Raw genomic sequence first — 13,090 nt, 5'->3', positions numbered from 1 at the left:
GTACGACGTCCTGCGGCGACACGCACGGGCGTCGACGCCGATCTGGTGCCCCGTTCCGCGTGTCCCGGTGCGCCGTCCCGAGACGGTCACGGAGCGGCGTTGGGCAGCAGCGTGGAGTCAGGAGCGGGGCAGTGCCCGGGCCACCGCCGCGAGCGCGGCGGCCACGGTCCACACCGCGCGCGAGAGCCGCACGGCGCGGGGGACGTCGCGCGCCGATGGCGACCGCCCGCTGCCGAGGACCGGACGGTCCTCCACCCGGCTGCCGTAGACGTTGCGGCCGCCCAGCCGCAGGCCCAGGGCACCGGCCAGCGCCGCCTCGCACCGGCCGGCGTTGGGCGAGGGGTGGGCCGCGCCGTCGCGGTGCCACACCGTCCACGCCGCGCGCGCCGAGCCCCCCGCCAGCGGCGCGGTGGCCACGGTGAGCGCGGCGGTCAGCCGGGCGGGCAGCCAGTTGGCGACGTCGTCGGCGCGCGCGGACGCCCAGCCGAAGCGCGCGTACCGCGGCGAGCGGTGGCCCACCATCGCGTCCAGGGTGTTGACGGCGCGGTAGCCGAGGAGGCCGGGCAGGCCGGCCAGCGCCCCCCAGACCAGCGGCGCCACGGCGGCGTCCGAGGTGTTCTCCGCGACCGACTCGACCGTGGCGCGGGCCAGTTCCGGGACCTCCAGCCCGGCGGGGTCCCGGCCGGCCAGGGTGGGCAGCAGGGCACGGGCGGCGGGCAGGTCGCCGGCGTCCAGGGTGCGCGCCATCGCCGTCCCGGCGCGGCCCAGGGACGTGCCGCCGAGCACGGCCCAGGTGGCGGCGGCGGTGACCAGGGTGCGGGCTCCGGCCCGGCCGCGGGTGGCGCGGTCCAGCGCGACGCCCAGGCCGGCCGCCGCCCCGGTCAGCAGCCCCGCGTGCGCGACCCCGGCGGCGCGGGAGTCGCGCCAGGTCCGGCGCTCCAGGGCCGCGGCGGCCCGGCCGAAGCCGGCCACCGGGTGCCACCGGCGCGGGTCGGCCAGCAGCAGGTCGGCGGCGGCGCCGAGGGCCAGCCCCGCGGCGGTGGGCAGGTCGCGCGGGAGCAGCACGCGGCACATGGTGCCAACCGGCGCCGTCCCTAGGATCGACGGTCATGCGCCTGCCCGGCCGTTACAGCGGCGTCGCCCGGCCGATCGTCACCTACGGCAGCAACCCGGTCCTGCACCGCCCGTGCGCCCCGGTGACCGCGTTCGGCAAGGACCTGCGCCGCTTGGTCCTCGACATGTTCGCGTCGATGGAGGCCGCCGATGGCGTGGGCCTGGCGGCCAACCAGATCGGCGTCGACGCGCGCGTGTTCGTCATCGACTGCCCGGACGCCGGCGGCGAGGACGTCGTCGGCTACGTGGTGAACCCCGAGCTGACCGTGCTGGAGCCGCGCGAGGGCGAGCCGGCCGAGGAGGTCACCGAGGAGGGCTGTCTCTCGGTGCCCGGCCCCTACGCGGAGCTGCCGCGTGCCTTCCGCGCCCGGGTGGACGGCGTCGACGCGGACGGTGCGCCGGTGTCGATCGAGGCCACCGGGATGGCCGCGCGCTGCCTGCAGCACGAGGTCGACCACCTCGACGGGACCGTGTACGTCGACCGGCTGCCCGAGGAGCTGCGCGAGCGGCTGCTCGCCGAGGCGGCCGGCCCGAGCGGGCAGCTGCCCGCGTGAGCACGCCGGTCGTGGTCGTCGGCATCGGCGCGGACGGCTGGGACGGGCTCTCGCCGCGGGCCCGCCGGGCGGTCGAGGACGCCGACGTGCTGCGCGGCAGCGCCCGCCAGCTGGCGCTCGTGCCGGACGACGTGCCCGCCGAGCGGGTGCCCTGGCCCTCGCCGATGGGCCCGGCGCTGGCCGGCCTGCTCGGGGAGCACCCGGGCCGCCGGGTCGTGGTGCTCGCCAGCGGCGACCCGATGCTGTCCGGCGTCGGCACCTCGCTGGTCCGGTCGCACGGTGCGGGTGCGGTCGAGGTGCTCCCGCGCCCCTCGTCGGTGACGCTGGCCTGCGCCCGGCTGGGCTGGGCGGTGGAGGACACGCAGGTCGTGTCGGTCGTCGGCCGGCCGGTCGACCTGGTCGCGGCGCACGTCACCCCCGGCCGGCGGCTGCTGGTGCTCGGCTCGGACGGCGGCACCCCCGCGGAGGTCGCCCGGCTGCTGGCCGGGCACGGCTACGGCGCCAGCCGGGTCGTGGCGCTGGCCCAGCTGGACGGGCCCGCCGAGCGGAGCTTCCGCGGCACCGCCGCCGGCTGGCCGCACGCCGGGACCGACCCCCTCGTGGTCACCGCCGTCGAGGTGGTCGCCGACCCCGGCACCGAGCCGCTGCCCGCCGTGCCCGGCCTGCCCGACGACGCGTACGCGCACGACGGCCAGCTGACCAAGCGCGACGTCCGCGCGGTCACCCTGGCCCGGCTCGCGCCCGTGCCCGGGCAGCTGCTGTGGGACGTCGGTGCCGGGGCCGGCTCGATCGGCATCGAGTGGATGCGGGTGCACCCGTCCTGCCGGGCGGTCGCCGTGGAGTCGTCGGCCGAGCGGGCGCGCCGGATCGCGGAGAACGCCGCGCGCCTCGGCGTCCCCGGGCTGCAGGTGGTCCACGGCCGCGCGCCGGCCGCGCTCGACCGGCTGCCCGAGCCGGACGCGGTGTTCGTCGGCGGCGGGCTGACCAGCGAGGCGCTGCCGGAGACCTGCTGGGCCGCGCTGCGCCCGGGCGGCCGGCTGGTGGCCAACGCGGTGACCGTCGAGGGCGAGGCGGTGCTGGCCGCGTGGCGGTCGCGGGTCGGCGGCGAGCTGACCCGGCTGTCGGTCGCGCACGCGGCGCCGGTCGGCGGCTACACCGGCTGGCGGCCGGCCATGCCCGTGACGATCTGGAGCGTGACCAGGCCATGACGGTCCACTTCATCGGGGCCGGGCCGGGCGCGGCGGACCTCGTCACGCTGCGGGCGGCGCGGCTGATCGCGTCGGCGCCGGTCTGCCTGTACGCCGGCGCGCTCGTGCCCCGCGAGCTGCTCGACACCGCGCCGGCGGGCGCGCGGCTGGTCGACACCGCAGACCTCGACCTCGACCAGATCACCGCCGAGCTGGTCGCCGCGCACGAGGCCGGCCTCGACGTGGCGCGGCTGCACTCCGGTGACCCGTCGCTCTGGAGCGCCGTGGCCGAGCAGATGCGCCGGCTCGACGCGGCCGGGGTGCCCTACGAGGTCGTGCCCGGCGTCCCGGCGTTCGCCGCGGCCGCGGCGGCGCTCAAGCGGGAGCTGACCGTGCCGGGGGTCGGGCAGACCGTCGTCCTCACCCGGACCAGCGCCCGGTCCACCCCGATGCCGCCCGGCGAGCAGCTCGCCGCCTACGCGGCCACCGGCGCGACGCTGGTGCTGCACCTCGCCGTCCAGCGGATCGCCGAGCTCGCGCCGGAGCTGGCCGAGCATTACGGGGACGACGGCCCGGTCGCCGTGGTCGCCCGCGCCAGCCGGGACGACGAGCTGGTGCTGCGCGGCACGCTCGCGGACATCGCCGGGCAGGTCGAGGCGGCGGGCGTGAAGCGGACGGCGGTGGTGGTCGTGGGCCCGGTGCTCGCGGCGGCGGAGTTCCCCGACAGCCACCTGTACTCGACGACGCGATGCCGCGGTTAGGCCCGTCCCACCACGGTCCCGGCGCGGTCGATCACCACGACGTCGACCTCGACCGGCGCTCCGCGGAGCACGCCGAGCGCCGTCCTGCGCGCGCCGGCGGCCACCAGGTCGCCGAGCGGCAGCCCGGCCGCCTGGCACCGCTGCAGCGCGTCGAGCGCGGTGTTGGCGCCGCGCACGCCCTCGACCAGCTCGGCCGCCCCGCCGGCGTCGCGCACCATCGCGGCCAGCGACTCCGTCGACACCTGCGAGCGGCCGGAGTGCAGGTCCAGGTGGCCGTCGGCCAGCTTGGCCAGCTTGCCAATGCCGCCGGCGACGGTCAGCTGCGGCACCGGGTGGCGGCGCAGGTACTTGAGCACCGCGCCGGCGAAGTCGCCCATGTCGAGCAGCGCGTCCTCCGGGAGCCCGTACAGCTCGGCGACCACCCGCTCGCTGGTCGAGCCGGTGCACCCGGCGACGTGCAGGTGACCGGCGGCGCGGGCGACGTCGATGCCGCGGCGGATCGAGTCGATCCACGACGAGCACGAGTACGGGACGACGACGCCCGTCGTCCCGAGGATCGACAGCCCGCCGAGGATGCCCAGCCGGGGGTTCCACGTCCGGCGGGCGAGCTCCGCGCCGTTCTCCACCGAGACCTCGACGACGACGTCGCCGGTGCCGCCGTGCCGGGCGGCGACCGCGGCCACGTGCTCGCGGACGAACTGACGCGGCATCGGGTTGATCGCCGGCTCACCCACGGGCAACGGCAGGCCGGGCTTGGTCACGGTGCCGACGCCCTCGCCGGCCCGGAAGACGACGCCGCTGCCGGGCTCGCCGTGGGTGACCCGGGCCGAGACCAGCGCGCCGTGCGTGACATCGGGGTCGTCGCCGGCGTCCTTGACGACCCCGACGGTGGCGGCGCCGTCCTCGAGCCGTTCGGTGGCCAGCGCGAACGACGGGTGCAAGCCGCGCGGCAGGTCGATCTGCACCGGGTCGGGGAACTCACCGGTCAGCAGCGCGGTGTAGGCCGCGGTGGTGGCCGCGGTCGCGCAGGCGCCCGTCGTCCAGCCGTGGCGCAGCCCCGTGCTGCGCTCGCGCCCCGCCTCGGTCACCTGACCAGCATGCACGGGAGCCCGGCGTGACCGGCCGGGTGCTCGTCCTGGGTGGGACGGCGGAGGCCCGGCGGCTCGCGGAGCGGCTGGTGGCCGAGGGCGTCGACGTGCTGAGCTCGCTGGCCGGACGGGTCGCCGACCCGGTGCTCCCGCCCGGCGAGGTGCGGATCGGCGGCTTCGGCGGCACGGCCGGTCTGGTGGCGGCGCTGGACGGCGTGGCTGCGCTGGTCGACGCCACGCACCCGTTCGCGGCCACCATGACCGCGCACGCGGCCGCGGCGACCGCGGCGACCGGCACCCCGCTGCTGCGGCTGCAGCGCCCCGGCTGGACGGCGCAGCCCGGCGACGACTGGCGCTGGGTGGACTCCCTGGAGCAGGCGGCGACGGCGGTGGCCGGCGCCCGGTCGGTGCTGCTGACCACCGGCCGGCAGGGGCTCGCGGCCTTCGCCGGGCTGAGCGCGCACTGCGTCGTCCGCTCGGTGGACCCGCCGGAGCCGCCGCTGCCGGCCCGGGCCACGGTGGTCCTCGCCCGCGGCCCGTTCGGCGTCGAGGACGAGCGGGCGCTGATGACTGCGCACGGTGTCGACGTCGTCGTCACCAAGGACAGCGGCGGGCCGATGACCGCGGCCAAGCTCACCGCGGCCCGGGAGCTCGGCGTCCCGGTGGTGCTGGTCCGCCGGCCCCCGCTGCCCGAGGGCGTGCCGGTGGCCGCGACCGTCGAGGAGGCCGCGGCCTGGGTGCTCAGGCGGTCCGGGACGACCAGGCCGCCAGCCACACCGTCCCGACCGTGAGCACCAGGGCGAGCGGGACGTGTGCGGCGATCGAGCCCGAGCTGCCCAGCGCCGCCTGGGCGAAGGTCAGCACGAAGACGGCCGCGGCCAGCGCGGCCGGCCACCACACCCGCGTGCGCCGCCCGTGCAGCACCGCGGCGGCCAGCAGCAGCCCGGTGGTCACGTGCAGCGCGATCGCCCCGGCCCCGTGGCCGCCGGTGGCGTCCTCGCCCACCATGATCCGGCCGGCCGAGAGGAACTGCCAGAACAGGACCACCAGCGACAGCGCCGCGGCGGCCTGCACCGGCCGGATCGTCGAGGGAGGGGCTGCCACGGTGGTGTCGCGGGTCCGGGTCATGGAGGTCCTCCGGGTCGGACGACGGCAGGGGGTTGCTTGAAGATGGAAGCAGCTGATCACCCTGCGCACCAGGGGCTCACCCGGCGCCTGGTCCTGTTCGACCTCGACGGCACGCTGGTCGACTCCACGCCCGGCATCTGGGCCTCCGTCCGCGCCGCGGCCGACGCACTCGGCCTGCCGGAGCCCACGCCGGAACAGCTGCGCGGCATGGTCGGCCCGCCGCTGCAGGACGGCTTCGCCCTCGTCCTCGGCGTCCCGCCGGACGACGTCCCGCGGGCCGTCGCGGCCTACCGCGCGCACTACTCGGCGGGCGCGCTGCTCGACGCCACCGTCCACCGCGGCGTCCCCGAGCTGCTGACCGCACTGGCCGACGCCGGCGCCACCCTCGCCGTCGCCACCAGCAAGCCCGAGCCCTTCGCCGTCCGGCTGCTCGCGCACACCGGCCTCCTGCCCTCCTTCGCGTCCGTGCACGGCGCCACCTTCGACGGCACCGTCCGGCACAAGGACCAGGTCGTCGCCGCGGCGCTGGCCGCGCACCCCGACGGGGAGCGGCCGGTGCTGGTCGGCGACCGGGCGCACGACGTGCTGGGCGCCGCCGCGCACGGGCTGCCGTGCATCGGTGCCGGCTGGGGTCCTGCGCCGCCGGGCGAGCTGGTGGACGCCGGGGCCGCGGTGGTGGCGGCCACCCCGGCGGAGGTGCGGACGGCGCTGGACCGGATACCCGGCTGACCTCCGGGGCGCCGTCGCGCATGATGTCCGCCGGCAGTCCGACGACGGGGGAGCAGATCGTGCACGCGCTGACGGAGAAGCAGGTACGGCGGTCCTTGGTGAACTGCTCGCGCGGCGAGGCCGAGGGCATGACCCTGCCCCGCACGTTCGCCGAGACGCCGTGGGAGGAGCTCGTCGTCCTCGGCTGGCGCGACCCGAAGGCGCCGTTGCGCGGCTACCTGGTCGTGGAGCGGGAGGGCCGGCCGGTCGGCGTCGCCGTCCGCGCGGCCGACACCCGGATGTCGTCGGGCACGCCCGCGATGTGCCTGCTGTGCCAGACGGCGCAGGCGGGCAGCGACGTCTCGCTGTTCACCGCGCGCCGGGCCGGGGAGGCCGGCCGGAACGGCAACACGGTCGGCACCTACGTCTGCGCGGACCTGGCCTGCGCCGTCCGCGCGCGTGAGGAGATCCCGCCGTGGCTGCGCGAGCGCGACCCGGAGGAGGTCGCCGCCGAGCGGACCGCCGAGCTCGAGCAGCGGGTGCACGGGTTCCTGGACGCCGTCCTGCGCTGACCCGCCGCCTCCGGGCTACACGGCGACGGGCTCGGGACGGCGCTCGGTCGCGCGCCGGTGCCGCAGCAGCCCGGCCACCGCGGCCAGGGCCAGGACGATCACCGCTCCCCCGTACACCGCGGCGGTCGGCCGCAGCCCCACCGCGCCCGAGGCCAGCCCGGCGGCGACGGCCGGGATGCTGAAGGCCAGGTAACCGACGACGAAGACGCTGGAGAGCAGCCCGCCGCGCTCGCCGGGCGCGACGCCGGCGGTCACCGTGGCCACCGCGCCGAGGAAGGCCGCCCCGAAGCCGAACCCGGACACCGCGGCGGCGGCGAAGAACAGCGCGGCGCTCCCGGTGGCCAGCGAGACGATTGTGCCGCTGACGCCCGCGGCGAACACCAGGCAGCCGGAGGTCATCGCGGTGTGCGGGGCCGTGTTCCGCATGGTGATGCCGCCGACGGCGCCCATGCCCTGCATGGCCACGATGACCAGGCTGCCGACGAGGTGGTCCTCCAGGCCGAAGACGCCGGCGGCCACGGACGGCCCCAGCGAGAGGTAGAGGCCGCCCAGCGCCCACATCGCCACCAGGCACGGTGCCGCGACGAGGAACGCCGCCCGCTGGGCGAGGGGCACGTGCACCCGCGGGCGCAGCGAGGCCAGCGCGCCCGGGATGCGCGGCGAGGACTCCGGCAGCAGCAGGGCCACCCCGGCGGCGACGGCGAACAGGACGGTCAGCGTGCCGAAGACCCAGTCGGTGGGGGCGGGCACGAACTCGACCGACAGGCCCGCGCTGACCGCACCGAGGGCGAGGGCGAACCCGGGGGAGGCGCTGTTGACCAGGGCGCCCAGCGGGCGGTCGCTGCGCTGGTGGTCCAGCAGCGTCGCGCCCAGGGCACCCGTGAGGCTGCCGACCGACAGCCCCTGCACCACCCGCGCGGCCAGCAGCCAGCCCACCGAGTCGGCGGCCCAGAACAGCGCCATCGCGACGACCTGCAGCAGCATCCCGGCGACGATGACCGGCCGCCGTCCCACGTGGTCCGACAGCGCGCCGACCACCAGCAGCGTGGCGAGCAGGGCGAGGGCGTAGATGCCGAAGACCGTCGTCAGCACGCCCGCGGAGAACCCGAAGCGCTCCTGGTAGACGCGGTAGAGCGGCGAGGGGACGCCGGAGGCCGCGAGGACCAGGACGAGCAGCGCGGCCGCCGTCCAGAACGAGACGGCGCGGGACGCGCGGCGGGCGGGCACGCAACAACGCAAGCCCGCCCGCCGCGTCCGCATTCCCGTCGGCCGGCGGGCGGCCCGCTCAGTCGCGGGTGAAGTTGGGCGGCAGGACGACGTCCTCGCGGGTCAGGTCGTGCACCGAGGCCTTCCCGAGCCCCAGCAGCGCCTCGTCGATGCCCTGGCGGATGATCGACAGGACGTTCTGCACGCCCCGCTCGCCGCCCGCGGCCATGCCCCACAGGTAGGCCCGGCCGATCATCACGGCCCTGGCGCCCAGGGCCATCGCCTTGACCACGTCGGCGCCGCGGCGCACCCCGCCGTCCATGACGACCTCGACCTGGTCGCCGACCGCGTCGACCACCCCCGGCAGCGAGCGGATCGCCCCCGGCGTGCCGTCGAGGTTGTTGCCGCCGTGGGTGGAGACGGAGATGGCGCTGGCGCCGGCGTCGACGGCCCGGCGGGCGTCGTCGGGCCGGGTGATCCCCTTGAGCATGAACGGCCCGCCCCACTGCTGGCGCAGCCAGGCGACGTCCTCCCAGGTGGGCAGCGGGGTGCCCATCCACTCGCCGTAGGCGCCGAAGAAGTTGGGGGGCTCCTCGCCGCCGAGCGCCAGGTTGGGGACGCTGAGCTCGGGGATGCCGCCCGAGCGCAGGTAGGTGGCCAGCCAGCGCGGCTTGCGCAGCACCTCGGGGGCGAACTTGACCGCGTTCTTCAGGTCGATCTTGTCGGGGATGGGTGGGCTGCCCCAGTCGCGGCGGGAGGCGAACGACCAGTCCAGCGTCATGATCAGGCCCTTGGCGCCGGCGGCGCGGGCCCGCTCGGCCCGGGCGAGGATCGTCTCGCGCGAGCCGACCCAGTACATCTGGAAGAACAGCTTGGAGTGCGCCGCGCCGACCTCCTCCACCGGCTTGCTGGCGAACGAGGACAGCCCCATCGCGACGTCCTGGGCCGCGGCCGCCCGGGCCACCGCCACCTCGCCGTCGGGGTGCACCGCCTGCACGCCGGTGGGGGAGACCAGCACCGGCATGGACACCTCCTGGCCCATCACGGTGGTGGCCGTCTCCCGCTTGGCGTGCAGGTCGGCGACGTGCGGGCGCCAGGTGATCTCGTCGAAGGCGGCGACGTTGTCGCCGGCCGTCAGCCCCTTCTCGGTCCCGGCGACCAGCGCCAGGTACACCGACCGCGGCAGCCGCTTCTTCGCGCGGTGCTGGGCCTCCTCGACGGTCTCGAACCAGTCCCTGGTGCTCGCCATGAGAGCCCCTCCCGCCATCGCCCGGCCACCGGCGCCGCCCGCATCAGGGTGACGTGCGCCACTGGCGGGTCATCGTGCCAGGCGTGGCACTCAGTGTCACGTGGCCCTCCGGAAGGACCCCGTCCCCCCGCCCCTCGCACGCTCGGCAGAAGGACCGCCGGGACGGGGCCTCGTCGGAGGTCCTCCCTCAGCGCGTGACCCCAGGGTGGGTGCGCGGGCTGTAGACGGCGCCGGTGCGGCTCACCCGGGTCTGCGACGAGCCCACGACCACGCAGCAGCGCATGTCGACGGTCTCCGGGTCGAGTGCGCCGAGGGTGGTGACCCGGATGCTCTCCTCCGGGCCACCGACGTCGCGGCCGACGACGACCACCGTGCCGGGTCCGCGGCTCTCCAGCAGCACCTCCCGGGCCTCGGCGAGCTGGTGCGGGCGGGCCTTCGAGCGCGGGTTGTAGAGGGCGAGCACCAGGTCGGCGGCCGAGGCGTGGCGCAGCCGGTCGACGACGACGTCCCACGGCTTGCGGACGTCGGAGAGGCTGACCACCGCGAAGTCGTGGCCCAGTGGCGCGCCGACCCGGGCGGCGACGGCCTGTGCGGCGGTCAGGCCGGGCAGCACCCGCACCGGGACGCCGGCGTACTCCGGCCGCTCGGCGACCTCGAGCACCGCGGCGGCCATCGCGAAGACGCCGGGGTCGCCGCTGGAGACGACCGCGACCCGCCGTCCGGACCGGGCCAGGTCCAGGGCGTGCGCGGCGCGTTCGGCCTCCACCCGGTTGTCGCTCGGGTGGCGCGTCTGCCGCGGGTTGGCCGGCACCCGGTCCAGGTAGGGGCCGTAACCGACCAGGTCGTCGGCGGCGGCCAGCGCCTCGGCGGCCTCCGGTGTCGTCCAGGAACGCCGGCCCGGCCCGAGGCCGACGACGACGACCTCGCCGGTGCGGGGCGCGGCCGCGTCGTGCTGCTCCGGCCCGGGTGCCGGGCCGGTCAGCGGGCTGGGCAGCAGGGCGAGGGAGAAGTAGGGGACCGTCGCCGGGTCGACGTCGGCCAGCGGCAGCGTGCGCTGGCGGTCGGTGCTCGCCCGCTCGACGTAGAGCGCCCGGTCGAGCACCCCGGCGGCGTCGAACGCCTCGCGCACGTTGTCGAAGGTGCGCCCGAGCTTCAGCACGGCGGCCGAGTCGGTGGTGGCCAGCCACTCCGCCAGCTCCTCGGCCGGCAGCGTGCCGGGCAGCACGGTGAGCACCTCGTCGCGCTCCACCAGCGGCCGGCCGACCGCCGCGGCGGCCCCGCTGACGCTGGTCACGCCCGGCACCACCTCGGTCGGGTAGCGGTGCGCCAGCCGCTTGTGCATGTGCATGTAGGAGCCGTAGAAGAACGGGTCCCCCTCGGCGAGGACGACGACGTCGCGGCCGGCGTCCAGGTGGGCGGCCAGCCGGGCCGCCGCCGCCTCGTAGAACTCGTCGATCGCGCCCTGGTAACCGCCGGGGTGGTCGGTCGTCCCGGTGGTGACGGGGTAGACCAGCAGCTCCTCGACCTGGCCCTCGCGCAGGTAGGGGGCGGCCACCGCCCGGGCGACCGAGCGGCCGTGCTGGGCGGCGTGGAAGGCGACGACGTCGGCGGCGGCGATCAGCCGGGCGGCCTTGACGGTGACCAGCTCGGGGTCGCCGGGGCCGAGGCCCACCCCGTAGAGACGCCCCGTCACTCGACGTCGCTCGCGATCGCGTTGACCGCGGCCGCCGTGATGGCGCTGCCGCCGCGCCGGCCACGGACCACCAGGTGCTCGAGGTCGGAGGCGGCCAGCGCGTCCTTGGACTCGACCGCGCCGATGAAGCCGACCGGGATGCCGAGGACGGCGGCGGGGCGGGGTGCCCCGGCCGCGACCATCTCCAGCAGGTGGAACAGCGCGGTCGGCGCGTTGCCGATGGCGACCACGGCGCCGTCCAGCCGGTCCCGCCACAGCTCCAGCGCCGCGGCGGTGCGGGTGGTGCCGAGGTCGGCGGCCAGCGCCGGGGTGCGGGGGTCGTTGAGCGTGCAGACGACCTCGTTGTCCTCGGGCAACCGACGGCGGGTGACGCCCGAGGCCACCATCTCCGCGTCGCACAGCACCGGGGCGCCGGCGTCCAGGGCCTCGCGGGCGCGCGCCACGACGGCGGGGGAGTACGCCAGGTCCTCGACCAGGTCGACCTGCCCGCAGGCGTGCACCATCCGCACCGCGACCCGCGCGACGTCCTCGGGCAGGCCGGTGAGGTCGGTCTCGGCCCGGATGGTCGCGAACGAGCGCCGGTAGATCTCCGCGCCGTCCTTCTCGTACTCGTACATCAGCCCTTCCCGAGTCGGTATCCGGTCCCGGTCGCGACCACGTCGACGACCTCGCCCTGCGGGCGGCCGCAGCGGCGCTCGCACCCGGCCCAGTGCTGCCGGGCGCCGTCGACGGGCAGCGTCCCGGTGGCGACCGCCGCGGTGGCGTCGGCCCGGACGTCGGCCAGCGACTTCGCGCACCCCGGCCGCCCGGCGCAGGCGGTGACCCGCGTCCACGGGCTCCCCGCGTCGAACACCATGCCGGTCCGGTGCAGCGCGACGGCCGCGTCGTCGACGGCGTCCTCGGCGAGGTCCGGGACGACGAGGCTGCGCCACGGTGTCAGCTGCACCTCGTCGGCCAGCCGGGCGAGCAGCTCGGCCTGCGCGGCGTCCAGCCGCCCGAGCGGCACGACCGCGACCAGCGCGACCTTCCCGTCGCCTTGCGGCGCTGCACCGACCGGCCCCGGCGCCGGCACGTGGGGGACCTGCACGATCCCGCCCCGGCGGCCGTCCAGGCGGGCCCCGACGCGGACCGCGCCGTCGTCGAGCTCGGCCAGCCGCCAGGCGGTGCCGCCCTGCGCGGTCCGTTCGGCGAGGAAGGCCCGCGTGGCGGCGAGGGCGAGCGCGACCGCGTCGTCGGGGTGCGCGCGCAGGCCGCTGTCGGCGCCGGCGAGGGTCAGCGCGACCTCGGCGGGGGAGAGGGTGAGCAGGCCGACGTCCCCGCCGAGACCGGCGACGTCCCCGCGGCCGTCGTCCAGCGTGGCGAGGAACCGGCCGGGCAGCGCGGCGAGCGCAGGGTCGGCGCAGACGGCGGCGTCCAGCGCCCGTACCCACGGCCGGACGTCGACGTGCCCGCCGGCCCGGCCGGTGAGCGCGCTGGCCAGCACGTTGCGCACCCGCTCGTGCGTGGCGCTGGGCAGCAGGCCGGCGGCGGCGAGCCGGTCGCCGAGCTCGGCCTCGGCGCCCGCCGCCAGCCCGCGCAGCTGCACGTTGCCCCGGCTGGTGAGCTCCAGCGCCCCGTCGCCGAGGTCGCGGGCCGCGGCCGCCAGCGACCGCAGCTGGCCGCCGGTCAGCAGGCCGCCGGGCACCCGGACCCGGGCCAGCGCGCCGTCGGCCGCGGCGTGGGTCTGCAGCGCCCCGGGGCACGCGTCGGCGCGGACGCGGGCGGCGGGGGCGGCACGGGCGGTCATGGCGGAGGCGAGGGTACGGCCCGCCGTCCCGCCCGGTGAGCGGCG

At 77.5% G+C, this 13,090-nt stretch carries 14 protein-coding genes; 6 read left to right on the top strand and 8 right to left on the bottom strand.

The genetic code is table 11. The features are described from left to right. Window positions 1–117: 117 nt before the first annotated feature. Window positions 118–1,074, bottom strand: a complete 957-nt coding sequence (locus BMW27_RS13335; RefSeq protein ID WP_091444902.1) for a cobalamin biosynthesis protein — start codon at window positions 1,072–1,074, stop codon at window positions 118–120. Between the two features lie 35 nt (window positions 1,075–1,109). On the opposite strand from BMW27_RS13335, the gene def reads away from it, so the two are divergent. The 3 genes from def to cobM are packed head-to-tail and all read left to right on the top strand — an operon-like array spanning window position 1,110 to window position 3,615. Next, a complete protein-coding gene (gene def, locus BMW27_RS13330) occupies window positions 1,110–1,667 on the top strand; it encodes a peptide deformylase (RefSeq protein ID WP_091444901.1) in 558 nt (185 codons plus the stop codon). After that, on the top strand, window positions 1,664–2,875 hold the full coding sequence (cbiE, locus tag BMW27_RS13325) for a precorrin-6y C5,15-methyltransferase (decarboxylating) subunit CbiE (RefSeq protein WP_091444899.1): 1,212 nt from the start codon (window positions 1,664–1,666) through the stop codon (window positions 2,873–2,875). Before def ends, cbiE begins: the two co-directional genes overlap by 4 nt. Further along, window positions 2,872–3,615: a precorrin-4 C(11)-methyltransferase gene (gene cobM, locus BMW27_RS13320; protein ID WP_091444897.1), complete on the top strand. Its 744-nt coding sequence runs from the start codon at window positions 2,872–2,874 to the stop codon at window positions 3,613–3,615. The genes cbiE and cobM overlap by 4 nt, the downstream gene beginning before the upstream one ends. Here cobM and BMW27_RS13315 read toward each other — a convergent pair. Next, window positions 3,612–4,703: a cobalt-precorrin-5B (C(1))-methyltransferase gene (locus tag BMW27_RS13315; RefSeq protein ID WP_091444896.1), complete on the bottom strand. Its 1,092-nt coding sequence runs from the start codon at window positions 4,701–4,703 to the stop codon at window positions 3,612–3,614. The two genes, cobM and BMW27_RS13315, sit on opposite strands and share 4 nt — an antisense overlap. Before the next feature lie 26 nt (window positions 4,704–4,729). On the opposite strand from BMW27_RS13315, the gene BMW27_RS13310 reads away from it, so the two are divergent. Then, window positions 4,730–5,494 (top strand): cobalt-precorrin-6A reductase, encoded by a 765-nt coding sequence (locus BMW27_RS13310; RefSeq protein ID WP_091444893.1) that lies wholly within the window; start codon window positions 4,730–4,732, stop codon window positions 5,492–5,494. Here BMW27_RS13310 and BMW27_RS13305 read toward each other — a convergent pair. Further along, window positions 5,445–5,831, bottom strand: coding sequence for a hypothetical protein (locus tag BMW27_RS13305; protein WP_091444891.1), 387 nt, complete (start codon window positions 5,829–5,831; stop codon window positions 5,445–5,447). The genes BMW27_RS13310 and BMW27_RS13305 overlap by 50 nt on opposite strands. A gap of 42 nt (window positions 5,832–5,873) precedes the next feature. On the opposite strand from BMW27_RS13305, the gene BMW27_RS13300 reads away from it, so the two are divergent. Both BMW27_RS13300 and BMW27_RS13295 read left to right on the top strand, forming a co-directional pair. Beyond that, the gene (locus tag BMW27_RS13300; protein WP_091444889.1) at window positions 5,874–6,560 is read left to right on the top strand and encodes an HAD hydrolase-like protein; all 687 of its coding nucleotides are present in this window, start codon (window positions 5,874–5,876) and stop codon (window positions 6,558–6,560) included. A gap of 59 nt (window positions 6,561–6,619) precedes the next feature. Further along, window positions 6,620–7,111 carry an FBP domain-containing protein gene (locus BMW27_RS13295; RefSeq protein WP_091445161.1) on the top strand — a complete coding sequence of 164 codons (492 nt, stop codon included), beginning with the start codon at window positions 6,620–6,622 and terminating at the stop codon, window positions 7,109–7,111. A 15-nt stretch (window positions 7,112–7,126) separates the two neighbouring features. Here the strand turns inward: BMW27_RS13295 and BMW27_RS13290 are convergent, their stop codons facing one another. The 5 genes from BMW27_RS13290 to cobG form a co-directional block, all read right to left on the bottom strand. Continuing rightward, the gene (locus BMW27_RS13290; RefSeq protein WP_245743541.1) at window positions 7,127–8,338 is read right to left on the bottom strand and encodes an MFS transporter; all 1,212 of its coding nucleotides are present in this window, start codon (window positions 8,336–8,338) and stop codon (window positions 7,127–7,129) included. A gap of 58 nt (window positions 8,339–8,396) precedes the next feature. Then, window positions 8,397–9,566 (bottom strand): pre-mycofactocin synthase MftD, encoded by a 1,170-nt coding sequence (gene mftD, locus BMW27_RS13285; protein WP_091444886.1) that lies wholly within the window; start codon window positions 9,564–9,566, stop codon window positions 8,397–8,399. Window positions 9,567–9,753: 187 nt separating this feature from the next. Beyond that, entirely contained in the window at window positions 9,754–11,259 is a 1,506-nt protein-coding gene (locus tag BMW27_RS13280; protein ID WP_091444884.1) for a precorrin-2 C(20)-methyltransferase, read from the bottom strand. Beyond that, entirely contained in the window at window positions 11,256–11,876 is a 621-nt protein-coding gene (locus BMW27_RS13275) for a precorrin-8X methylmutase (RefSeq protein WP_091444883.1), read from the bottom strand. The genes BMW27_RS13280 and BMW27_RS13275 overlap by 4 nt, the downstream gene beginning before the upstream one ends. Next, complete coding sequence (gene cobG / locus BMW27_RS13270) at window positions 11,876–13,045, bottom strand: precorrin-3B synthase (protein WP_091444881.1); 1,170 nt, start codon at window positions 13,043–13,045, stop codon at window positions 11,876–11,878. The genes BMW27_RS13275 and cobG overlap by 1 nt, the downstream gene beginning before the upstream one ends. Window positions 13,046–13,090 lie beyond the last annotated feature (45 nt).

The organism is Geodermatophilus poikilotrophus, assembly GCF_900111455.1.
Classification (GTDB): Bacteria; Actinomycetota; Actinomycetes; order Mycobacteriales; family Geodermatophilaceae; genus Geodermatophilus; species Geodermatophilus poikilotrophus.
The sequence above is the reverse complement of the archived record's forward strand: the minus strand, read 5'-3'. Positions and strand labels throughout refer to the sequence as shown.